Below are 22,245 nucleotides of genomic sequence, written 5' to 3'. Positions count from 1 at the left end.
TATTATGAAGTCAAGTGTTGCTGCGATTCGCCTGGAAAAGATTCAGTTAACAGAAACGGTACTGGTTTTATTTAGTACGATGTTACTTCCGATTTTGGTTCACATGCTACCGAATGTAAATAATCAGTTAGCAGGAATGGTATTCTTGCCAATTTTTCTGGCACCATTGGTCGCTGTGTTCTTTTTTAAAAAACATGTTGCAATTATTGCAGGTTTATTGGCACCAGCTTTAAATTATCTCTTGCTCGGGCGACCATCTCCTGAAATGGTTTTAATATTGAGTTCCGAAGTTGTTGGCTTTGTTTTGCTTTTAGGATGGTTAAAGAATTTTTCAAGAGTTCGTTTTTTAGCAGCACCGGTATCATATATTGTTTCTTCATTTTTTGCTGCATTAATAATAAGCTACTTAGGAATAGTGGGTTCGCCATTTGCTTTTTGGACAAATGCCGTTATTGTTGGTTCTCCTGGTATTTTGTTGATGGCAGCTTTAAATTTGGCGATTCTGAAATTTAAAAAATAAGATATGACCCCGTTATCTTTTAAAGATATTAGTAGGCGGCTTCGGGAAATGGAGCTGCCTTTTTTTGATTTAGTCATTGGGATTGGGACAGGTGGAATTGTTCCGGCTAGTTTAGTAGCTTTTCATTTAGATTGCGAGTTGCAGGTAATTACGCTCAACTATCGGGATGAGAATAATAATCCAAGACATGAAGTGCCGGTTGTTTTAGAAGGGCTTCCTTCTAATTTTGATTTAGCTGGTAAGAAAGTTTTATTGGTTGATGATGTCTCAGTTTCTGGTAAAACGATGAACCAGGCGTTGGAGGCATTGAATATGCCAGGCATTCAAACACTGGCAATGAAAGGGAAAGCTGACTATGTTCTTTTCCCGGAGATTAAGGACTGTGTAAAGTGGCCCTGGAAATAGGCTGTTGTTCTTGTTTTCGGTATTGAACCTATCTTGATCGAAATTAGACTGATGGATTGGTAATTATTTTTTATCTTAAAATAAAATTCAAAAAATTCTTTGGTAATGAAAAAACGAATTATCATTTCATTGGTAATAATCATCTTAACAGGTGCTGTTTATTACTTGAATTTATTGATGCCAATCATCACCGGTTATGCAGCCAAAAATCTGGCATCAGGTGTTTTTGTTGCTGGTCGTACACAAATATCGATGGAAAGTGAAGATCTTAATTTTTCAGTGATCAAGTTGGCTGAAAATACGGTAGATGCCGAAGCTCACACAGTTACCAGTCGCTTTTTATGGGGAGAATCTACAGCCGTATATGTTAATGGGTATGGTTGCACCTTGGTGAAGGACTTTACAGCGCAAGATATTTTGGGAAGAGATTATCCTGAAGTCACTACATTCCCTGAGAACCCGGATACGATTCCCTGGCCAATGGGTAGCTTGATTTCGGATTCTGTGCCCAGTGGAATTAATATGGATCAACTTGAAAAGAGTTTGAAACAAGCGATGGCAGATACTATTCCTTATAAAGGTACATTTGCATTGATGGTCGTTTATAAAGGACAACCTGTAGCGGAGGTTTATCGGGATGATTTTTCCAGTAAAAACCGGTTTCTAAGCTGGTCAATGGCTAAAAGTTTTACGAATGCATTGGTTGGCCTAAAAGTAAAGTCGGGAGATATCGATATCAACAAACCAGTGGAAATTACAGAGTGGGAAAACGATGAAAGAAGGAACATAACCTGGAATAATCTGCTTCATATGAATAGTGGATTGGAATGGAATGAAAGCTATGGAAATCTTTCGGATGTGACAGTCATGTTGCACAAAGTTGGCGATATGGGGGCGTATACTGCCGAGAAAGATGTTGCTTATCCTCCTGACTCTGTTTGGTCATATTCGTCGGGAACAACGAATCTTGTATGTAAGTTATTGAGAAACACTTTCGAGGATGATCAGGAGTTTTACAAGTATCCACGAGAGGCATTATTCAATAAAATTGGAATGAAAAGTGCCGTATTCGAGATGGATGCATCTGGGACTTTTGTCGGATCATCATACTTGTATGCAAGCATGCGTGATTTTGCCCGATTTGGGATGCTGTATCTCAATAATGGCATTTGGGAAGGTGAGCAAATCCTGCCAGAAGGTTGGGTTGAATATACTACTCAAATTGCAAAGGGATCGAAAGGACAATATGGTGCGTTTTTTTGGTTGAATAGATCTGGAGATTTGCCAGATGCTCCGGAAGATACTTTTCTTTGTCGTGGGCATGATGGCCAGTTTATTGTAATCATTCCTTCAAAAGATTTGGTGATTGTTCGTACCGGTTATTCAAAAAAAGGTGAGTTTGACTTAAATGGGTTGGTAAAAGGAATTGTTGACAGTGTAAGTAATAAAACAACATAATTATCGTCTGATATAAGTATAGACACCCTCTAATTAATTTGAATGGCTCGTACCATAGCTAAAATAAGTATTGCCTTGCTCATTATTGTTTCGCTGCCTCTGGGCTTTTACCTAACCCGGGAGTTAACCACTTTGAATGAAAATGAGAAAATGGTGGAACGAGTCTTTAGTTCTCAGCTAGAAACCATATTATTATCGCTGAATCAATATTCCGAAAGCCTTGTATCTCGCTGGGGGTATAGTTTGGATCAACCGGTTGACGCGGAAGGGCCTTTAATGCATGCAATTGTAAATAATCTTTTGCAGAATAATCCATCCATTGAACGTGTAAATTTTGCTGAATCCGGCAAGGGTGATTTGCTGGTTTCTTATGATCGATCGGGGGTTGCACATGCAGATTTTAATAAGCCTTCAAACTGGCAAATAAATAACTTGAGAAATCTTTTAGGGGATAATTTTCAGAAAATTGAAAGTCTGATTGACGGAAACAAAGTGCTGTTTTTCTTTTTGATGAAAAGTACCGAAGGAAATACTTTGTGCCAGTTGGTAATCAATCCTAAAGTATTTGTAGAACAAAGTCTAGGTCCACAAATTCAGCAGGTTTCGCAGGATATCTTTTACATTGAAGTTCGCGATACATTGAATGATGCACTTGTTTATACAGTTGATAATATTGATGAGCGGGAAGGTTCTATCGAAACATTGCCTTTATGGTATTTGCCAAATTATCAATTTGGAATTAGGCTAAAATCGAAAACAGTTACCGAGTTGGCATCCGAGCGAAGTCAGCAAAGCAGCTTGATTCTATGGGGTCTAACAGTGGTTGTTATCCTTGGGTTGGGATTTGTGATTTGGAATATCCGGAAAGAGATGAAATTAGCAGAGCTGAAATCGGAGTTTGTTTCTAATGTTTCACATGAAATTCGAACGCCTTTGGCACTCATTAGCATGTATGCAGAGACTCTTTTGCTCAAACGTGTGAAAACCGAAGAAAAGAAAGCTGAGTACCTGGAAACCATTTTTGAGGAAAGTAACCGGCTAACCGGAATTGTGAATCGAATTTTGAACTTTTCCCGCATTGAAAAAAATAAACGCAGTTATGATTTTCGAGAGGTGGATCTGATAAAATTGGTTGAAGCTTCCTTAAGAACCTGTAAAAATCATTTCGAGTCAAAAAATGTTGAATGTAAGTTTAAATCACCAGACAAGCCGATGATTGTAGTTGCAGATCGGGAGGCGGTGAGTGACATGTTAATGAACTTGATGGATAATGCAGTGAAATATGGAAAAGACGAAAACAAACAAATCACCATTAGATTAGCAACACATAAAAAGCAAGTTTGGCTCGAAGTGGAAGACAATGGGATTGGTATTTCCCTCAAGGATCAAAAGTATATTTTCGATCAGTTTTATCGGGTAACCGAGGGTAAGCTGGCAAATAAGGCTAAGGGTTCAGGGCTTGGTTTAAATATGGTGCTGAAAATGATGAAGGCACATGGAGGTGGAGTATCTGTTAAAAGTAAGGTAGGAGAAGGAAGTACTTTTATTCTTAAATTTCCGGTAAAACAAAATAATCATGTCTAAAATTTTAATTGTTGAAGATGAGCTGGCTATGTTGAATGGCCTTCGTGATAACCTTGATTTCGAGGGGTATGAAGTGGATACTGCAAGCCGGGGAGATGATGGTTATAAAAAATTGAAAAGTGGCAACTATGATTTAGTGCTGCTGGATGTAATGTTACCTGGAATGTCTGGTTTTGATATTTGTAAAAAAGTGAGAATGGAAGGTAATCAAACTCCAATTATCTTGTTGACTGCCCGGGGGGAAGAGCTCGACAAGGTGCTTGGCCTTGAGATTGGAGCAGATGATTATGTGACAAAACCATTTAGCCTGCGAGAATTGCTTGCACGCATAAAAACTATTTTGCGACGAGCCAGAAGTACTTCATCTTCTATTGATGATTGGGTTGAGATTGGACAGTTAAAAATATCGTTTGAATCATTTGAGGCAAAGATCAACGATGAGCCAGTGAAAATGTCTCACAAAGAATTTGAGATTCTAAATTACCTCTATCGGCACTCGGGCAAAATTGTTACCAGAGACGATTTATTGGATGAAGTGTGGGGCCTTGACTACCAACCAACAGCAAGGACTGTTGATAATTTCATTGTGCGCTTGCGAAACAAAATAAATTCCGAAGAAGTACAACACATTGTTACCGTTCATGGAATTGGTTACAAATTGGTGAATTAACAGTCATATCCATTATTCTCCTGAAGGTTGAATTTGCCTACATTCAATTGTCATTCTACAACATTTTTATTTTTGACTTTTGTCATACCTGCGGCCTAATTTATATTCTAATTTGCAGAAGAAAAGCAAACAGAATATAAGATTGAATTGTTGTCTTTTCATCTACTTAATCAAACTATAAATACTATGAAAAAGATTGGCTTAATTGGGGGTGTTGGTCCTGAATCAACTATTGAATATTATAAACAGATCATCAACCGTTTTCAGGAGAGACAAAAGACCAAGTCATATCCTCAGTTTATCATTCATAGTGTTGATATGACTACAATGCTTGATTATGCTTTTAGTGATCAGCTGGAAGAGTTGGTTGATTTTTTTGCTGAGAACATTGAAGTTCTGGAAAAGGCAGGAGTTGAATGTGCTGCAATTGCCGCTAATACACCTCATATCATATTTGATCAATTGGCTGCCAAGGTGAATCTGCCATTAATCAGTATCGTTGAGGAAACCTGTAAGGAAATTAATAAACGTGGAATGAAGCGTGTTGGGTTGTTTGGCACTAAAACAACGATGACGAATGAGTTCTATCCAAACGTGGCGAAAAAATATGGAATTGAGATTACAATTCCTGAAATTAGTAAGCAGGATTACATTCATTCAAAGTATATGTCTGATTTTGTTTTTAATCGCACGAGCCCTCAGACAAAGCAAAACTTAATTCAGATTGTGCGAGAACTTCAGGAGCGGGATTCCATCGAGGGATTAATTTTGGGAGGAACTGAATTGCCTTCAATTTTAAATCAATCAGATTTTGATGACATTGAAATACTGGATACCACCAAAATTCATGTTGAAAGTATCGTTGATAAAATGATTGAAGAGTAGGAATCTAAATTGGTAAAGTCTCTGTAAACTTCATTCTTAATTTTCTTTCAAAATACATTTCTGGATGCTTTTATTCCCTGGGATTGCCATCCGTTCGTTGTTTTTGTGACAATTCTGTGACAAACTTTTACAACGTGTGACAACAGTTTGACAAACAGGTTATATTCCTGTTGTTACTTTGTAATACAGAAAACAAGAAAACAGAAACAATCACAACAGAACACAATGAAAGCTATGAAAACAATTTTAACAATGTTGTTGCTGGTAGCATTCACAACTTTATCATTTGGTGGCGATGCTTCATTGGATGCAGCAAAGAAAAGTATGAATGAGCAAATTACAACAGTACTGAAGAAAAACATGAAACCATGGGACAACTACTTTTACAAAAACGACATTAACAAGGTAAAAGAAGATGTAGAGTTGGCATTTTATGTCAATGAAGATCAGACTATCAAAGTATTGCATGTGAAGTCTGGTAATCCAGATGCTGTTGGTTACGTAAAGCATGTATTGAAAAAAGAATCATTTAAGGTTAATAAGGTGTTGGCGGGAAAAACGTTTCGATTTAATTTGCATCTACGCTACGACGCCAGCTAACATCTCTAAATCAATTGTTGTAAATTCGATTAATGTTGCAAAAGAATAAAGAATCATGACCAATAGGCTTTTAATAGTTACTATGCTGTTTCTGCTGGCTTTCGGCTCTTCGGAGCTGAAAGCTGCAGATTGGCAAAAAGTTGTTGATTTAAGGGGAAGCTGGTATTTTACTGTCGGGGATGATCCGGCCTGGGCTGATCCAAATACGGATATTAGTGATTGGGACCGAATTGATGCACCGAGAGCTTGGGAGCACTATTATGAAGGCTATAACGGTTTTGCATGGTATCGGCATTCTTTTCGATTGGATCCAGAGGTGAAAGGAAAGGATTTAACTTTATTCCTTGGCAGTATTGACGATGTGGATGAGGTATTTGTCAATGGGCACAAAGTTGGGCAAACAGGTTATTTCCCACCTTATTTTAAGACTGCAGCAGGTCAGGATCGGCGTTATATTGTTCCTTCGGAAATTCTTCTTCCAACCGCGAATGTTATTTGTGTTCGAGTATTCGATTTTTACAAGCAAGGTGGAATGGTGAATGCAAATAGGTTTGGATTCTTTATTGATCGGGATCTTCGATTCCTGGATTTAGATCTGAGTGGAAAGTGGAAATTCAGTACCGATCGTTATTCTGATTTTAATAAAACAAGCTTTGATGATTCATTATGGGATGAGATACAGGTTCCTGCTAAATGGGAAAGTCAGGGGTGTCCGGATTATGACGGTTATGGCTGGTACCGTAAGAAAGTGATCATTCCAGATTATCTTTTAGAAAATAAGTTATTTCTGATTTTAGGAAGAATTGACGACTATGATAAAGTTTATCTAAACGGTCATTTAATTGGGCGGGTGGAAGATTTGGAGGCCTATTCAAGATTTAGGCGTGATAACTCGTGCAATTTGCTTAGAGTGTATGAGCTGCCGAAGGAATACGTAAGAAATAAAAATCTGATAGCAGTTGAAGTGCGCGACCAGTGGGGTGACGGAGGAATTTACGAAGGTCCCATTGGAATTATGACCGCTGACAATGCGGAGCAATTGTATAAAAAGAATCGTTGGGAGAACCGCAATAGTGGTTGGGAATCATTCATAAATGACTTGCTTGAATTATTAGATTAGAAATAGATATGAAAGCATCTTTAATATATACAATCATTTTAAGTTTCGTGCTTTGTTTAACGAATACAAATTTAGCATCGGCTGAAAATGAAGTTCAATTGAAAGGAATTTGGAAGTTTCGTGTTGGTGATCGCATGGACTGGGCAACTACCGGATATGACGACAGTGATTGGGATGATATCCGAGTCCCGGCCAGATGGGAAAATGAAGGGTATCATGGATACGATGGATTTGCCTGGTATCGGATTCATGTAAAAGTGCCTGAGGTATTTGATAATCGACTGTTAGAGCTTCATTTAGGATATATTGATGATTGTGACGAAGTGTATATTAATGGGGTGAAAGTCGGCCAGTCGGGAGCATTTCCGCCGCAGGTTGCAACCGCTTACAATGCAAAGCGAGTCTATAAACTTTCAGGAGAGCATCTTCACTTTGGCGAGGAAAATCTGATTGCCGTCAGGGTGTACGATTCTCAATTGGAAGGAGGCATGGTATCTGGTGATTTTAAATTGGTCGCATTGGCTACAAAGCCTCAATTTGAGGTTGACTTATCTGATGAATGGATGTTTAACAAAGGGAGAGAATACGATAAAGAAAGTGCAAAACCAATTCAAGTACCAGGAATTTGGGAGAATCAGGGATATAATAACTATGATGGGTATGCTGTCTATTCGAAAAGCGTTTTTATATCCAATGAAGTGGGTAATAAACGGCTGGTATTAATGGCTGGACGAATTGACGATGTCGATCAGGTCTATATTAATGGAAAATTTGTTGGAGAAACGGGCCAATTTAAACATCGGGATGGAGCAACCATGTGTGATGAGTTCCGCAATTATTTCATTCCAATCGAATTTGTAAACGGAGGTCAGGATAATCTAATCGAAATTCGTGTTCACGATGATCGTGGTGAAGGTGGTATCGTTGAAGGTCCAATCGGAATTATCACTCAGGATAAATTTAGAGAATACTGGAAATCAAAAAGAAGAAATTAGTTTTTGCGAATAGAAATTCTTGATATTCCTTTTTGGGAAGTCAAGGATGATTTTTCATCATTAAGCATAATTGTTTTGGACAATTAGAACACGAAATAACCTGCAGTAAATGCGGGTTATTTTTTTGCATAAAAAATCCCGCCGAAGCAGGATTGATTTATCTTTTAACCTAGTTTACTTATTCGTTCAAGCTTTTGTAGATCGAGGATCTTTATTTTCCGTCCATCAATCGCAATTACTTTTTCACCTGCAAAGGTAGAAAGTGTTCGGATGGCATTGGAAGTTGTCATGTTTGACAAGTTGGCAATATCCTCACGAGATAAGAAAGCTTTTAAAGTTACGCCATCATTTTCGTAACCATATTTTTCCTTTAAAAGGAGCAATGATTCTGCCAAGCGACCGCGAATGTGTTTTTGAGTTAGTGTAACTGTTCTAGAGTTTGAGAATCCAAGTTCACGGGCAAGCTTTCTCAGAATTCGGCCCGAGCAATCTGCATTGCGTAAAAGTTTTCCAAAAAAGAAATCGGGTGATACATGGCAAACTAGTGAATCTTCCAAAGTAACAGCAGAAGCAATGTGTATTTCCTCCGCTAAAAGTGCCCGATAAGCAATATAGCCCATCGGTTTGGTCATGCGGATGATTTGTTCCCGGCCACCAACACCTTCTTTGAAGATTTTTACTTTTCCCTCGATAAGAAAAATATAACTTGAAGGATTATCTCCCTCTTTATAAATGAATTCGTTTTTTTTATAATTGGTAAGAGTAATGTTGTGAAGGAATTCTTCTTTTTCTTCAGGGGTTAGCAGACTGAAAACCGATTTCGGATTTTCTAACATCTCTTTGATCCCCATTTCGTGACTCAACATAAACCTTATTTTACATGTTATACAGCAGTAAAGTTAACCAATTTTAACAAATAAAAAATGATTTACGTACTTATTTTCAAGTAAAATGACTTCTAAGTAATTCGTTTTTAGCTTTGAATGATAAATCAGTTGAATGATGATTTTTTTGTTTAATGGTACCGTGCAACAAGGGGCATCTTCCTCCCAAAACCAAAAGCTTTTGAACTTACCCTTATAATTGGGGGGGCCTGAAAGCGTTTGTATTCATTTTGGTTCACCATTTTTGTTACTTTAAAAACAGTTTCTTCATCGAAACCACGCTCAATTATTTCTTTTGGAGACAGATTTAACTCAATATAGTCGAATAAAATTTGATCGAGGATGTCGTAATCTGGGAGTGAATCAGTATCCTTTTGATCAGGTCGAAGTTCTGCAGATGGTGGTTTTACGATGCTGTTTTCAGGAATAACTTCACCATTTCGGTTAATGTATCTCGATAGCTTGAATACGTCCATTTTATACACATCACCCAATACAGCCAGCCCTCCATTCATATCACCGTATAAGGTTCCATATCCCACGGCACACTCACTTTTGTTTGTCGTGTTCAGCAAAATATTTCCAAACTTGTTTGACACGGCCATAACCAATATTCCGCGAGTACGAGCCTGGATGTTTTCTTCTGCCACACCGGGGGGGAGATCTTCAAATATCGGACTCAGTTGCTTTTCAAACTCATCAACCATGCTTTGAATTCCGATAGTGTCATGCCTGATTCCCAGGTTCTCTGCCAGGTGCAACGCATCCGCAACGCTGTGGTCTGACGAATATCTGGATGGCATCAAAACACCACGTACGTTCTCACTACCTAATGCTTCAACTGCCAATGCACAAACCAAGGCAGAGTCAATTCCTCCCGACAATCCTAGAATCGCTTTTTTAAAGCCCATTTTTTCAAAGTAATCGCGAATACCAAGGATAAGAGCCTGGTGTATCTTGGCGATATAATCTTTCTCAACTTGGTGGTGTATTGTAGTATTTTCTGTATCAACTACTCTGAAATCTTCATCAAAATAGGCGAGCTCACATGGAATGCTTCCATCCTTTTTCATGAAAAAGGAACCTCCATCAAAAACAATCTCTGTATGTGCTCCCACCTGGTTAACGTACACAATCGGGAGCTGATATTTTATGGCTTTGTTAACCAAAATATCTTTTCGCCAGCTTTCCTGGTTGTAAGAAAAAGGAGACGCTGATAGGTTGATCACCAAGTCGGGATTTAATTTGCTTAACTCTTCCAGGGGAGAACGGGTATACAATTTGTCTTTACCAAATTCATTCTGTGTTGGTTGCTCATCCCACAAATCTTCGCAGATAGTAACAGCAAGTTTTTTCCCGTTAAACTCAATTACATCAAATTGGCGATTGGGTTCGAAATGTCGATATTCATCAAAAATATCATAGGTGGGTAAAAGCGATTTGTTACGAATGGCTTCAATTTTTCCATCTTTCAGGAAGTAAGCAGAATTAAATAGTTTTTTCCCTTTACTTCCGGTATTTATGCTCGGACCACCAACAAGAGCTGCAATATTAATACAGTGCTTTGCAACCTCATTGATCGCTTTTTCTGCCTGTTCTATAAATTCTTTTCGTTCTAATAAGTCATGAGGATAATAGCCAGTAATTGCTAATTCTGAGAATACGATCAGTTCAGCTCCATGAATTTCAGCTTTCTTAATTGCTTCAATAATCTTTCGGGTGTTTCCCTCAAAATTCGCGATATGATAATTTAGCTGTGCTAACGCTATTTTCATTCATTATAATTTTCAGATACAACAATAAGAGATTCAATTCCCTTGAAAGAACAAAAATAGCGTAAAAAGAATAAATAAAAGTTGATTTAAGACTTTCTAAAAGTTCCTAATAACAAATTCATTTTCTGTTAACGTGATAAGCGTGTGTTAAAACACCAGTCCAAGTTTTAATGCAATAGAATTGAGTGTTGATCGCTCGTTGAAAGCATTGTCGCTGGTAACATCCAGAAAACCATTTTTATAGATCAACCCAATTGCTATGGCATTATTTCCACCCAGATCAAATTCAGAGCCTACACCAATATTCAGAGCAATGTTGAATAGATTAACTTCTTCGTTGATATTTGTCTTGTCAAGAATTCCATTATCGCTATCACCTCTCGCACGCACATTGATGAAACTGGACAATCCAAATTGTCCCCAATAGGTCCAACGTTGGAAAGGACTTGTTTTAAGTTTTATGGCCATTGGGACTTCCACATATTGTAATCGATACCGAATTGTTGATCCTAGTGGGAGCGTTTCGCCCGCGAATTCAAAAGGGGCTGTTGTGAAATAATCAAACCTTCCCCCAGTATTCGTAATCAGTAGCCCGGTAGTAAAGGCATACTTATTATCTTGATCGAAAAATATGTCTGCATTGACACCAAAATCAAATCCGGCGGTCGCGCCGTTTTTGTTTACTTCTTTTTGGTCAGATGACATCCAGTTTATAGAGGGACTCGCTAGGAACGACATTTGAACATTGCGTTGAGGAAATGCCCATATCGTAATAAGTGTACAAATAGATAAACAAATTAATTTCTTCATGGCTTTAAAAGAATTTCTGCTTATTGAACGGTAATTTCACGTAGTTTTGTATCTGCAAATCTCGAATAATATTTTGAAATTGACAATAAATACAAGAATCAAACGTCTCAGAAGTAAAAACAATATGATGAATCGTTTTTTGTTGATATTATGCTTATTGATCATTTTTATTTCCTGTAATCGCAACCCTCTAAAAGTTAATACCTCAAATGTTGAGCTGCAGTTGCAGTTTAAAAGTTTGGATGAAGATTTGTTTGAGGCTCAGGATAATCTGGAAATAGAATTGCCAAAGATTCAGAAAAGTTATGGTGACTTTTTCACCATTTTCACACATCAGATGATCAATATTGGTGGACCAGATAATGACGAATTCTACATGCGATTGGAATCATTTTTAAAAGATTTGGTTATTGTGGGTGCTAAAAAATTGTCAGATGAGACGATCGATAAAAAGAAATTGGAATCGACTTTTTTGAATGCATTGAAGCATTATAAATACTATTTCCCGGAGAAATCCATTCCTCAAATATATACGTGCATTAGCGGGTTTAACCAGTCGATTGTTCTTACTGAGAATTTGATTGGTGTGAGTTTGGACAAATATCTTGGCGAAGATTGTGAATTTTATCCACAGTTGGGAATTCCAAAATACAAAATACAAAATATGCATCAGGGGAAAATTGTTTCTGATGCTATGTATGCCTGGGCATTGACTGACTATCCGATTAAGGACGATGCTGATAAGTTAATAGAGCATATGGTTTACCAGGGGAAATTACTCTATTTTGTGGATGCGATGTTGCCTGAACTTGATGATACGGTTAAAATTGGTTATTCGAAAGAACAATTGGATTTTTGTGAGCTTAGTGAGCAAGGTATGTGGACTTATTTAGCGGAGCAAAAAATGTTGTTCTCGACACAACGGATGGATATTAAAAGGTACATTGATGATGCCCCGTATACTTCCAGTTTTACCGCAGATTCTCCCGGGAGAGTGGGGATGTGGTTCGGGTGGAAAATTGTCAAGGCTTATATGAAGAAGAATCCAAAGGTGACCATCAGTCAATTGATGGAGAATGATGATTATTTAGGCATCTTAAATCAATCAGGGTACCAACCGGATTAAGCTAACTAATACTATCCCTGGCTTCAATAATTATCTCTTTAATTCGGGTGTTTGGAGATAGCTTCAGTAAATATTCCATGGAGGAGAATATATCTTCTGGTTGTATCATTTCCTCATCGCTAAGTGGCGTCCCTGCAATATCAGCCATTTCGGTGGCCACCCATCCGGGGCAAATTGCAGTTACTGAAATTCCAAATACAGCTAGCTCCCGATAAAGGGATTCGCTCAATCCAACCAACCCAAATTTGGAAGCAGAATAGGCTCCACTATTGGAAAAACCAATCTTTCCTGCTCGCGACGCAATGTTAAAAATATAGCCAGACTTTTGGGCCTTCATGATCGGAACAATTTCTTTGAGGAGATTAAAATTGGCCATGAGATTGAGCTCCATTTGCAAGCGGAAATCTTCTGCTTCCAACTGAAGATTGCCACCAATATACATTCCGGCATTATTGACCAAAACATCTATTCTGGGGTAATAATGTTTAATTCTACTCAGACATTCTTTCAGATCACTTTCCTTGGTGAGGTCAACTGCGAAAAGAGACGCTTCACCACCATTTTCATTAATTTGTTGTGCGACTTCTTCAAGCAACTCCAAGCTTCTGGATATCATGATACAATGATATCCTAAACTAGCGAGTCCAAGCGCGCAGGCTTTACCTATTCCTCGGCTAGCTCCAGTGATAATTGCTGTCTTTTTTGTGGAATTCATTTTGCTAAGCATTTAGTTCACTCTAAGTTAGCAAAAAATCAGCTTGGATTATTAATTTTCAGTTGAATCTACTTGTAGTAAAAAACCGCTACCATGAATGTTTTTGATTTCAATGGTTGAGTCGGAAACCAGATATTTTCTCAGTTTGGTTATATAGACATCCATGCTTCGTGCGGTAAAATAACCATCATCACCCCATATCTTTTTAAGAGCGGTTTCGCGGGGCAAAAGTTCGTTTTTATTTTCGCATAACAATCTTAACAATTCAGCTTCTTTTGGCGAAAGTTTTTGTTGATGATCATCTATTTGGATGGTTCTCAAGCGAAATTGAAATAGATATCTACCCAGTTGATACTCTTCCTTAATCTGTGCAGCCGGATTTTGGCTGTTTCTGCTTAAGATAGCTTTGATTTTGCAAATGAGTACCTCTGTGTCAAAAGGCTTGGTTATATAGTCATCAGCTCCAATGTTAAACCCACGGAGCACATCTTCTTTGAGGTTTTTTGCTGTTAAAAAGATGAATGGAATATGTTTGTTTAACTTCCGAATTTCTGTGCCAATGGTAAAGCCATCTACATTTGGAAGCATCACATCAAGTAAGCAAATATCGTACTTGCCCGATCGAAATTTTTCAATTGCCAATTTCCCATCATCGACCCAAGTAACTGAAAAGTCATTCAGTTCCAAATAGGACTTTAGCACAGCTCCAAAGCTGAGATCGTCTTCGACAAAGAATATGTGTGATTTTTCCGTCATTAGGCTTTTTTCAAAATCCGAGTTCTCGTTGTCAAGTACAGACATTGATTTCGAATCTGTTTAGCTCTAAAATTAAAAAATATATAGGCTTTTTATGGTAATTCTTGAAAAAATGATTGACGGAAAGTATTATAGCAGAAAATAATATATAGGTTTAATTTGATTCTAATTCTTTATTCAGCATCCCACGAATCCAAAAAATCAACCAACTCAATTATTTCTTCTTCAGTATTATATAGATAGTCATTGCTCAATTTCAGCAAAAAAATATTGTGGTACAGCATGCTTATTTTTTCAGGGTTGGGTATCCTGAGAAGTGCTTTTGCCTGAGAGTACAGATTATTGCGATTCTTCATTTTATGCTTATTTACCTAACCATTCTTTAAATTCAGTGGCTTTTAACCGACTGATAGTTACTGGTTCATCAAGAGGATGAACTAATTTGACAACTAATTTCCCTCCAAAATAATTTTCGAATTTCCGAATGGATTCGCTGTTTAAAATGGTACTTCGGTTCGCTTTGAAAAAGCGATCCGGATCGAGCTCTTCTTCCAATTTTTCAATGGTGAAATCTACGATGTGCTTTTTCGCTTCAAAAGTCACGGCCTGTGTAATTCGATTCTCCGTAATAAAGTAGGCAATATCCTCAACGTCAATCTTAAAAAATGAGCTCACTCCCGAAATCAAAAAACGTTTCCGATATTTTTTCTCACCCTGAACGATGGCATTTAATATTTCCTTGTAATTGATGTTTGATTCCGAATTTCTTGCCGGATAGTTGGAAATTCGTTCAAACTTTTCGATGGCAATATTCAGTTTCTCTTCTTTAATTGGTTTTAAGAGATAGTCAATACTATTTACTTTAAATGCCCTCAATGCATACTCATCGTAGGCAGTTGTAAAAATGACCATGCTTTTAACTTCCACCTGCTCAAATATAGAAAAGCTTATTCCATCGGTTAATTGAATGTCCATAAATATCAATTCAGGAGCGGGATTATTTTGCAACCAGTCAACCGTGCTTTTCACGCTTTCAAAGGACCCGCAAATCTCCCAGTCGGGTCTCAATTTATTTATCATTCCTTTTAATAGCCGATAATTATGCTGTTCATCTTCTACAATAATAATTTTCATAATTATACTTTTCAGATTATAACATAGGAACTTTTACCATGAACGTTTCATTCGAATCTGAAACTTCAATTTTACTCGGAGTTAGCATCTCGTATCGATTAATTAAATTGCTTAATCCTGTTTTTGTGGAATAGGATGAGGTTCTTGGTTGCAAATTATTCTTTACGATTAAGTATTCATTATCAGTGTTTATTTCAAGTTTAAGAGGGGATTCTTTACTTATAATGTTGTGTTTGATTGCATTTTCTGTTAAAAGCTGCAAGGTTAATGGTGCAATTTCTCTGTCGAGTGATTCATCATCAAGTAATAATTTCACCTGAAACCCTTCGCCAAGCCTTTCTTTATGAAGCCCGATATACGATTCGATGAAATCTTTTTCGTTGCGCAATGTAGTGAGCATCTTGTCTTTACTCTGAAGTACATAGCGGTATACATCGGTAAAGTTCTCAGTAAATTTCAAGGCTGCGTCTTTGTCGTAAATAATGAGTGATTTTAGAACACTTAAATTATTAAACAGGAAGTGCGGATTTATTTGATCCTGAAGTGAGTTATAATCCATTTTGAGTTTTTCCTGCTTCATTTTTGAAATTTGTTCCTGAGTTTCAACCCACTTTCCTGTGAATCTTGCAATTGCCAGACTATTTGAGAGCATGTTTGCAAAAAGTAATCCGAGAATTAGCCCCATGTAAACACTAGGTCTCGAATTTTCAGTAAGCATTGTTGGCTCGATGACCGACATCGCAAATCTATGACAGACTACCAGCATCAATATTCCAAAAGAAAATTGAATTGCGATTCTCAGTTTAATCCTATTTGGAATTGGTAAAAACTTCTCAAGTATATTGTCTAAAGCAATTTGAAACTCACTAATAAAGTTAAAGATTACAATGACTAGTATATAATAGCCAGGTTTTACATGATCAACATTTTCAGGGAGCCCACCGGTAGCAAAAACAATTAGCTTAATGATTAAGATCGCAATCATGCTGATAATAGTAACCCTAATAATAATTGATAACGGCGAATAATTAGGGAGTCTGGTAGCTAGCGTTTGTTTTTTGCATGTATTTTCTAAGATCTTCATTTGAGCTCCACTTTTTTTTCAAAAATAGTATATTCTAATTCAAATGGTAATTCTTTTAATCATATAAAGACATGTTGCCAGTTGCTTTTTTCCATTTGGTTTTCAGAACATTGAATTGAGCGTTTGCTTTGATTAGTTGAGCTTGTGCATTTTGCCAATTTGCCTGCGCGTTTAACAAATCGGTTGTTGTATTCAGTCCAACATCAAAACTTGCTTTAGTCTCTTCTAAACTTTCTTCGGCTTCTGCAATGTTTCTTTTTGCGATCAAGATGGATTCAAAAGCTTCTTCAACCTGAATTTTAACCTGCATTACTTCAACATTGATTAACTCATTCGTGTTTTGCAGGTTGGTTGCTGCCTGTTGGATCTTTAATTTTGCGGCCTTTTGTTTTTGCTTATTCTGTCCCCAATGAAAGATAGGAATTGAAACTTGAGCTGCAATTATAGGTTTAAATTGAACGTTCTCACTAAGATTGTTGATGTACGCTCCAGTGTATTGCAAGCTCAATCCCGCTTGAGGCAAATAGTCTGCTTTAGCAAGTTTCAGGTCATATTCAGAAATCACTTTTTGTTGTTCAAGTATTTTAAGTTCTTCTCGGTTGGTACTCGCTAAATTCAACCCGTTTGATAAATCAAAAAGTTTATTTTCAGCTTCGGGTTGGTAATTGAGCTGAATGTCCATATCCAAATCCTGCCCAAGAATCTGGTTCAAATACATTTTTGATATTTTCAGACCATTTTGTGCTTTCATCAGGTTTAGTTCAGCTTCGTTTTTTTGGACGCTAACCTTCAATTTTTCACTGGCAGGCTGCAGTCCAACTTCATACATAGCCGACATTTGATCTCCCAAGACCGTTAGCATTTCAATGTACTTTTTTGCTAAATCGATATTTGACTTAATCATGATCACATTCCAAAATGCTTCATCTGTTTTATCAATAACTTCCGAATATTTTAGATTGTAAGCAAGCTTGGAAATCTCAACTCCAGCATCTGATTGCAAGTTGGAGTACTTGATTTTGCCACCGGTATAAATGGGCTGAGTAACCGATAACCCTCCATATGCGAGGGCCAGGTTCTTCAAACCCAAGTTTATACCGGGGCTCCAAACATTGCTTGTTTCAGTAAAAATACCGGCTTCGGCGGCTTCTGCACTTTCGGCGGTTGGTAAAAAATGTCCTGGCATTGAAATATTCTCCATAGTAGGAAGGTGCATTGCAGACACATCTGCTTCAACAGCTGGCAAATAAGCCGTTCTGGCTACTTTTTGATAAGCGATTGATTCTTCCTTTTGGAGAGCTGCATTTTTTAATTCTTTATTGAATTCGATGGCTTGTTTGCGGCATTCCTCAAGAGTCAATATTTTTTGTCCTGAAGCGGAAATAACCACAATCAAAAAAAGCATGGTGCTTAGTATATGTTTTATTGAATTATTCATTGTTCTCTATTTTCTGAAGGTTCTTCTTATTTTAATTCTTTCACATCAACTTTATACAGTACCGTATATAAAACAGGCACTACAACTAACGTTATCACCGAACCAATCAATAAGCCAAACATGATTACAATGGCTGTTGAGTTAAACATCGGGTCAAAAACTAAAGGAACCATTCCAAGGATGGTGGTTAACGATGCCATCATTACCGGGCGCATTCTGGATAAGGCCGCGTCGATGGTTGCCTTTAGTTTATTCTTGCCTTCCCGCAGATTTCGGTTAACTTCATCGAGCAGCACCACCGCATTTTTAATCATCATTCCAATTAGTCCGAGTGCCCCAATAATTCCGGCAAAAGTAAGTGGGATTCCGGTTAGCAATAAACCGACGACCACACCTACAAATGCAAATGGCACAACCATGAAAATGATTACAGGTTGCTTCAGATTATTAAACAACCCAATAATGATGATCGCCATTAGCCCAAGTGCAATCGGTAAAAAGCTAAATAATCCGGCATTTGCTTCACTTGAGCGAGAAGTTGCCCCCTCCCAGTGCATTTCATATCCTTTTGGCAGTTCAATAGCTTCAACTTGTGCTGCTATTTTATCTTGCACCTGTTGTGCTGTGTATCCTTTTAGAGCATCGCATTGTGCTTTAATGGCTCGTTTCCTGTTTAACCTGTTTACTTGTTGATTTTCCCAGCCTAATTGCATAGTGTCAACAATTTGCGCAAGAGGAGTGCTTGTTTGGCTTCGTTGTCCCCAAACCGGAATAGCCATCAGTTTCTCCATGTTGTCTGCAACATTGTTTGAAGTTTTTAAAACAATGGGTAATTGCTTGTCACCTTCGTAGATTGAGCCAATAGGCATTCCATTGGTTGCAACCAGTAACGAGTTTCCCATATCAGAGCGCGTTAAGCCAAGGGGCTGAGCCCTTTCAATAGAATATTTTGGGATTATTTTTTTCGATTGATTTTTCCAGTTGTCTGTTACATTTGTAGCAAGTGGATTCGTTAAAAAGATATCTTTTGCTTGGGTTGCCAGATCTTTTAATATTGCTGGGTCCGTTCCAATAAATTCAACTTCAACATCGGCATCAGCAAATGCAGCCCCATATTCATGAATGCGGATAAATGCATCGGGGTATTCTTTTGCAAGGCGACTTTCCAGTTCTGGAATAATTTCTTCGACCCGCTCAATTTCTTTCGTTTCAACAATGAGTTCTCCATAATTTGAACCACCCGTTGCCATTCCGCGCATTAAAAGATATCGTGCAGGAGGTCTGCCAATTGAACTGCTTACCGACTTAACTCCATCCATCTCAAGAATTTCTTTCTGAATAGAGGAAATGTCATTTTCGACAGCACTGATGTCTGAACCTTCAGGTAAATAGTATTCTATATAGAATTGGTCATAATCGATTTTCGACATAAAGTCGATTGTTACAAATCGAAACGAATAAAGTGAGATGAATAATACTAAAATACTACTGGCTGAGAATATAATCTTATGGCGAATAGCCCATTCAACAAAGCTGCGGAAAACCCTGTAAAATTTTGAGTCGTATTCAACTGCGTGCTCACCTTTTGGGCGCTCTTTTCGATAGAAGTATTTAGCGTTGAAAGGAGTTTGGATCATGGCAAACAGCCAACTAAGTCCGAGTGATATAATGAGTACGGTAAATAGTGAACTCAAAAATTCACCTGCCATATCAGGAGACATTCTTAATGGTAAAAATGCAAGAATTGCTACCGCAGTAGCGCCTAATAACGGCAGTCCAGTGTTTTTTGCGGTTCTAACAAAAGCCTTATTTCGTTCCACTCCATTTTTCAGATCGACTAATATTCCGTCGGCAACTACGATTGCATTATCCACTAACATACCCATTCCAAGTATGATGGCAGCAAGTGTAACCCGATGGAGTGGCAACCCGATGGACATCATTACGATTAATGTTCCCAGAATAGTAAAGACCAACCCGCTGGAGATAAGTAGTCCTGAGCGTAATCCCATTGCAAACATTAGGACAACAATTACAATTCCCACAGACACTGCCAGGTTCATCATAAAGTTTCCAACTGCTGCGTCGACTCTGTCGGGTTGGTAGTATATTTGATTGATCTCTATTCCCGCTGGTAATTCGGTATTCAGTTCAGCTAACTTTTCATCCAGTGCTTCTCCCAATTTTACAACATTAATACCACTTTCGTTAGATATTCCCAGCGCTAAGCCGGGCTTGTCGTTGTAGTAAAAAGCTTCACGTTTTGGTTCCATAAGCGATCTCTTAATAGTCGCAATTTCGCCTAAGCGGAAGTTGCCCCCTTCCGGAACTTGGATGAGTAGATTTTCAACTTCTTCAATTGTTGTAATCTTACCGCCAACTCCAACTCGAATTGATTCCTGACCAGTTACAATTGATCCGGGATTGATGATTGCGGTTTCGTTTTGCATAGCCATTGCAATCATCATAGGATTGATGCTCAAGCCGGCCAGTTTCTCAGATGAGAAAATTACATCAATTGCTTCGGTTTGTTTTCCGAAAACTTGAGATCGACGAACGCCGTTTACCAACAGAAGTTCCTTTTCAATATATTCAGTGTATTTCACCAATTCCTGGTGAGTAAATCCATCAGCAGTGACAGCATATAAAATCCCATAAACATCAGCAAAGTCGTCATTAACAATTGGATCGAGAGCACCGGAAGGAAGACTACCTTTTGCATCTCCAACCTTGCGCCGCAGATGATCCCAAAGTTGTGGTAGCTGTGGTGTTTTAACTCTGGGCTTAATGTTAATGGTTATAAGTGAAAGTCCGGGTTTTGAAACTGATTTTATTTCATCAATGTTTTCCAGTTTCTGAATGGCTTTTTCCAGTACATCCGTTACCTCCAACTCCACTTCGTGGGCAGTTGCTCCCGGGTATGGAGTAATTACCATTGCAGATTTGATAGGGATTTCTGCGTCCTCCAGCTTTCCAATGTTCAAATAAGCAAATATACCTCCTAAAAATACCGCGAACAGTATGGTAGAAATCATTGCCTTTTGGTTCAAAATCTTCTCCAGCATTATAGTAACCCTCCAACATTAGTTGCTGTTTGAGGTGCTATTGGTCTGACTTTTTGACCATCTGTGACAGAATGAACTCCTGCCGTAACTATTTGGTCACCCGATTTTAAACCTGAAGTTACCTCTATTCTTCCGCCTGATCTTAACGCTCCAATCTCGATTTGTTGCTTTCCAATTTTCTGTGTTGATGAATTAAAAACCCAGACATAATTGTTTGATACTTCATGGAATACTGCCGATGAAGGAATGGTAAGAATGCTGTTTTGAGCATCACCAATCAATGAAACTTCCGCTGTCATTCCTGGAGCAATTTTCAATTTTTCATTATTCGCGAATGAGAATTTCACTTCATACATTCCATCTTTCATTGTTTTTTCACTAACACTCGTTAGTTGAATGGGAAGTTGTGAAACCTGTGCATTTTTAACATCCAAGAAACTCGTTTTATCTGATTTTACCTTTTGCAACAAATTTTCAGGTACTGAAACAACTACTTCCAGTTGGGAGATGTCGATAATGGAAACGATTGGAGTACCTGCACCAACTGTTTGATGATTTTCTGTGAATTTCTCGTAGATATATCCGGAGAATGGAGCTTTCAGCTCGGTGTCTTTCAGTTGGTTGAGCGCATTGTCGTACCTGGTTTTGGCCATTAAATAACCTGATTCAATTTTTTCAAATGTATTCTCAGGAATTTTGTCTTGTTCAACCAATTGTTTGTATCGATTATATTCGCCTTGCAATTGTTGCCATTGGGCTTTTGTTGACGCAACTTGCAATTCATAATCACGGTTGTCGATGGACGCAATTACTTGTCCGGCAACAACGTAGTCTCCGGGCTGTACATTTAGTTCCGCAATGGGGCCACCCACACGGAACGAAAGAGAGGTAAGACTTCTTTCCTTGATCTTCCCATTAAAGACAAGTTTGTTTTGGCTTGCACTTGTGTTAATGGTTTCAACTTTTACAAATTTAATTGTCTCGGCTTTGGGCTCGTTTCCTTTGTTTGAGCAACTAATAAGTGTAAATAGTGTTGCTGCAAAGATTAAACAAATTGTACTGCTTGCTTTCATTTCTAGTTCTTGATAAATTTCTGTTGGCCAAATGTAAAGACACTAAATGCATCGTTTCTGGAGAAATATCGCGAACTGCTAAAATTGATGTTTGAAATGATTTTAAGTATTTGGGAATGGAAATAAAGAAAACCAGAAAAGCTCTCTT

At 37.9% G+C, this 22,245-nt stretch carries 21 protein-coding genes; 10 read left to right on the top strand and 11 right to left on the bottom strand.

Annotated elements, in window-relative coordinates; all coding sequences use genetic code 11:
* Positions 1–4: 4 nt before the first annotated feature.
* From ACUNWD_RS16455 to ACUNWD_RS16415, 9 genes are all read left to right on the top strand, one after another.
* A complete protein-coding gene (locus ACUNWD_RS16455) occupies positions 5–520 on the top strand; it encodes a hypothetical protein (protein ID WP_445588936.1) in 516 nt (171 codons plus the stop codon).
* Between the two features lie 3 nt (positions 521–523).
* Positions 524–925 carry a phosphoribosyltransferase gene (locus ACUNWD_RS16450; RefSeq protein ID WP_445588935.1) on the top strand — a complete coding sequence of 134 codons (402 nt, stop codon included), beginning with the start codon at positions 524–526 and terminating at the stop codon, positions 923–925.
* A gap of 105 nt (positions 926–1,030) precedes the next feature.
* Complete coding sequence (locus ACUNWD_RS16445; protein WP_445588934.1) at positions 1,031–2,383, top strand: serine hydrolase domain-containing protein; 1,353 nt, start codon at positions 1,031–1,033, stop codon at positions 2,381–2,383.
* 42 nt (positions 2,384–2,425) lie between these two features.
* A complete protein-coding gene (locus ACUNWD_RS16440; RefSeq protein WP_445588933.1) occupies positions 2,426–3,967 on the top strand; it encodes a sensor histidine kinase in 1,542 nt (513 codons plus the stop codon).
* Positions 3,960–4,637, top strand: a complete 678-nt coding sequence (locus ACUNWD_RS16435) for a response regulator transcription factor (protein ID WP_445588932.1) — start codon at positions 3,960–3,962, stop codon at positions 4,635–4,637. Before ACUNWD_RS16440 ends, ACUNWD_RS16435 begins: the two co-directional genes overlap by 8 nt.
* A 186-nt stretch (positions 4,638–4,823) precedes the next feature.
* Positions 4,824–5,522, top strand: coding sequence for an aspartate/glutamate racemase family protein (locus ACUNWD_RS16430; RefSeq protein WP_445588931.1), 699 nt, complete (start codon positions 4,824–4,826; stop codon positions 5,520–5,522).
* Positions 5,523–5,756: 234 nt separating this feature from the next.
* Complete coding sequence (locus tag ACUNWD_RS16425) at positions 5,757–6,122, top strand: hypothetical protein (RefSeq protein WP_445588930.1); 366 nt, start codon at positions 5,757–5,759, stop codon at positions 6,120–6,122.
* A 55-nt stretch (positions 6,123–6,177) separates the two neighbouring features.
* Positions 6,178–7,242, top strand: a complete 1,065-nt coding sequence (locus ACUNWD_RS16420) for a sugar-binding domain-containing protein (RefSeq protein ID WP_445588929.1) — start codon at positions 6,178–6,180, stop codon at positions 7,240–7,242.
* An 8-nt stretch (positions 7,243–7,250) separates the two neighbouring features.
* Positions 7,251–8,237: a hypothetical protein gene (locus ACUNWD_RS16415; protein ID WP_445588928.1), complete on the top strand. Its 987-nt coding sequence runs from the start codon at positions 7,251–7,253 to the stop codon at positions 8,235–8,237.
* A 164-nt stretch (positions 8,238–8,401) separates the two neighbouring features.
* Here the strand turns inward: ACUNWD_RS16415 and ACUNWD_RS16410 are convergent, their stop codons facing one another.
* The 3 genes from ACUNWD_RS16410 to ACUNWD_RS16400 all read right to left on the bottom strand — a co-directional run bounded on the left by ACUNWD_RS16410 (position 8,402) and on the right by ACUNWD_RS16400 (position 11,706).
* Positions 8,402–9,103, bottom strand: a complete 702-nt coding sequence (locus ACUNWD_RS16410; RefSeq protein ID WP_445588927.1) for a Crp/Fnr family transcriptional regulator — start codon at positions 9,101–9,103, stop codon at positions 8,402–8,404.
* A 149-nt stretch (positions 9,104–9,252) separates the two neighbouring features.
* Positions 9,253–10,896: an NAD+ synthase gene (locus ACUNWD_RS16405; protein ID WP_445588926.1), complete on the bottom strand. Its 1,644-nt coding sequence runs from the start codon at positions 10,894–10,896 to the stop codon at positions 9,253–9,255.
* A 147-nt stretch (positions 10,897–11,043) separates the two neighbouring features.
* Positions 11,044–11,706 carry a porin family protein gene (locus ACUNWD_RS16400; protein WP_445588925.1) on the bottom strand — a complete coding sequence of 221 codons (663 nt, stop codon included), beginning with the start codon at positions 11,704–11,706 and terminating at the stop codon, positions 11,044–11,046.
* 127 nt (positions 11,707–11,833) lie between these two features.
* On the opposite strand from ACUNWD_RS16400, the gene gldB reads away from it, so the two are divergent.
* Complete coding sequence (gene gldB / locus ACUNWD_RS16395) at positions 11,834–12,832, top strand: gliding motility lipoprotein GldB (protein ID WP_445588924.1); 999 nt, start codon at positions 11,834–11,836, stop codon at positions 12,830–12,832.
* Between the two features lies 1 nt (position 12,833).
* On the opposite strand, the gene ACUNWD_RS16390 is transcribed toward gldB, so the two are convergent.
* The 8 genes from ACUNWD_RS16390 to ACUNWD_RS16355 form a co-directional block, all read right to left on the bottom strand.
* On the bottom strand, positions 12,834–13,547 hold the full coding sequence (locus ACUNWD_RS16390) for an SDR family oxidoreductase (RefSeq protein WP_445588923.1): 714 nt from the start codon (positions 13,545–13,547) through the stop codon (positions 12,834–12,836).
* Positions 13,548–13,598: 51 nt separating this feature from the next.
* Positions 13,599–14,303, bottom strand: coding sequence for a response regulator transcription factor (locus tag ACUNWD_RS16385; RefSeq protein ID WP_445588922.1), 705 nt, complete (start codon positions 14,301–14,303; stop codon positions 13,599–13,601).
* Positions 14,304–14,476: 173 nt separating this feature from the next.
* On the bottom strand, positions 14,477–14,659 hold the full coding sequence (locus ACUNWD_RS16380) for a hypothetical protein (protein ID WP_445588921.1): 183 nt from the start codon (positions 14,657–14,659) through the stop codon (positions 14,477–14,479).
* A 7-nt stretch (positions 14,660–14,666) separates the two neighbouring features.
* Positions 14,667–15,437, bottom strand: a complete 771-nt coding sequence (locus tag ACUNWD_RS16375; protein ID WP_445588920.1) for a LytR/AlgR family response regulator transcription factor — start codon at positions 15,435–15,437, stop codon at positions 14,667–14,669.
* Positions 15,438–15,453: 16 nt separating this feature from the next.
* Entirely contained in the window at positions 15,454–16,521 is a 1,068-nt protein-coding gene (locus ACUNWD_RS16370; RefSeq protein WP_445588919.1) for a sensor histidine kinase, read from the bottom strand.
* Between the two features lie 55 nt (positions 16,522–16,576).
* Positions 16,577–17,959: a TolC family protein gene (locus ACUNWD_RS16365; protein ID WP_445588918.1), complete on the bottom strand. Its 1,383-nt coding sequence runs from the start codon at positions 17,957–17,959 to the stop codon at positions 16,577–16,579.
* Between the two features lie 26 nt (positions 17,960–17,985).
* The gene (locus tag ACUNWD_RS16360; protein WP_445588917.1) at positions 17,986–21,024 is read right to left on the bottom strand and encodes an efflux RND transporter permease subunit; all 3,039 of its coding nucleotides are present in this window, start codon (positions 21,022–21,024) and stop codon (positions 17,986–17,988) included.
* A complete protein-coding gene (locus tag ACUNWD_RS16355) occupies positions 21,024–22,097 on the bottom strand; it encodes an efflux RND transporter periplasmic adaptor subunit (RefSeq protein ID WP_445588916.1) in 1,074 nt (357 codons plus the stop codon). Before ACUNWD_RS16355 ends, ACUNWD_RS16360 begins: the two co-directional genes overlap by 1 nt.
* Positions 22,098–22,245: the final 148 nt, after the last annotated feature.

It is taken from the genome of Sunxiuqinia sp. A32 (assembly GCF_052690465.1).
The sequence above is the reverse complement of the archived record's forward strand: the minus strand, read 5'-3'. Positions and strand labels throughout refer to the sequence as shown.

Coding starts and splice junctions, on each gene's coding strand:
- ACUNWD_RS16455 (WP_445588936.1), top strand. CDS start 5: ATGAAGTCAAGTGTTGCTGCGATTCGCCTGGAAAAGATTCAGTTAACA.
- ACUNWD_RS16450 (WP_445588935.1), top strand. CDS start 524: ATGACCCCGTTATCTTTTAAAGATATTAGTAGGCGGCTTCGGGAAATG.
- ACUNWD_RS16445 (WP_445588934.1), top strand. CDS start 1,031: ATGAAAAAACGAATTATCATTTCATTGGTAATAATCATCTTAACAGGT.
- ACUNWD_RS16440 (WP_445588933.1), top strand. CDS start 2,426: ATGGCTCGTACCATAGCTAAAATAAGTATTGCCTTGCTCATTATTGTT.
- ACUNWD_RS16435 (WP_445588932.1), top strand. CDS start 3,960: ATGTCTAAAATTTTAATTGTTGAAGATGAGCTGGCTATGTTGAATGGC.
- ACUNWD_RS16430 (WP_445588931.1), top strand. CDS start 4,824: ATGAAAAAGATTGGCTTAATTGGGGGTGTTGGTCCTGAATCAACTATT.
- ACUNWD_RS16425 (WP_445588930.1), top strand. CDS start 5,757: ATGAAAACAATTTTAACAATGTTGTTGCTGGTAGCATTCACAACTTTA.
- ACUNWD_RS16420 (WP_445588929.1), top strand. CDS start 6,178: ATGACCAATAGGCTTTTAATAGTTACTATGCTGTTTCTGCTGGCTTTC.
- ACUNWD_RS16415 (WP_445588928.1), top strand. CDS start 7,251: ATGAAAGCATCTTTAATATATACAATCATTTTAAGTTTCGTGCTTTGT.
- ACUNWD_RS16410 (WP_445588927.1), bottom strand. CDS start 9,103: ATGTTGAGTCACGAAATGGGGATCAAAGAGATGTTAGAAAATCCGAAA.
- ACUNWD_RS16405 (WP_445588926.1), bottom strand. CDS start 10,896: ATGAAAATAGCGTTAGCACAGCTAAATTATCATATCGCGAATTTTGAG.
- ACUNWD_RS16400 (WP_445588925.1), bottom strand. CDS start 11,706: ATGAAGAAATTAATTTGTTTATCTATTTGTACACTTATTACGATATGG.
- gldB (WP_445588924.1), top strand. CDS start 11,834: ATGAATCGTTTTTTGTTGATATTATGCTTATTGATCATTTTTATTTCC.
- ACUNWD_RS16390 (WP_445588923.1), bottom strand. CDS start 13,547: ATGAATTCCACAAAAAAGACAGCAATTATCACTGGAGCTAGCCGAGGA.
- ACUNWD_RS16385 (WP_445588922.1), bottom strand. CDS start 14,303: ATGACGGAAAAATCACACATATTCTTTGTCGAAGACGATCTCAGCTTT.
- ACUNWD_RS16380 (WP_445588921.1), bottom strand. CDS start 14,659: ATGAAGAATCGCAATAATCTGTACTCTCAGGCAAAAGCACTTCTCAGG.
- ACUNWD_RS16375 (WP_445588920.1), bottom strand. CDS start 15,437: ATGAAAATTATTATTGTAGAAGATGAACAGCATAATTATCGGCTATTA.
- ACUNWD_RS16370 (WP_445588919.1), bottom strand. CDS start 16,521: ATGAAGATCTTAGAAAATACATGCAAAAAACAAACGCTAGCTACCAGA.
- ACUNWD_RS16365 (WP_445588918.1), bottom strand. CDS start 17,959: ATGAATAATTCAATAAAACATATACTAAGCACCATGCTTTTTTTGATT.
- ACUNWD_RS16360 (WP_445588917.1), bottom strand. CDS start 21,024: ATGCTGGAGAAGATTTTGAACCAAAAGGCAATGATTTCTACCATACTG.
- ACUNWD_RS16355 (WP_445588916.1), bottom strand. CDS start 22,097: ATGAAAGCAAGCAGTACAATTTGTTTAATCTTTGCAGCAACACTATTT.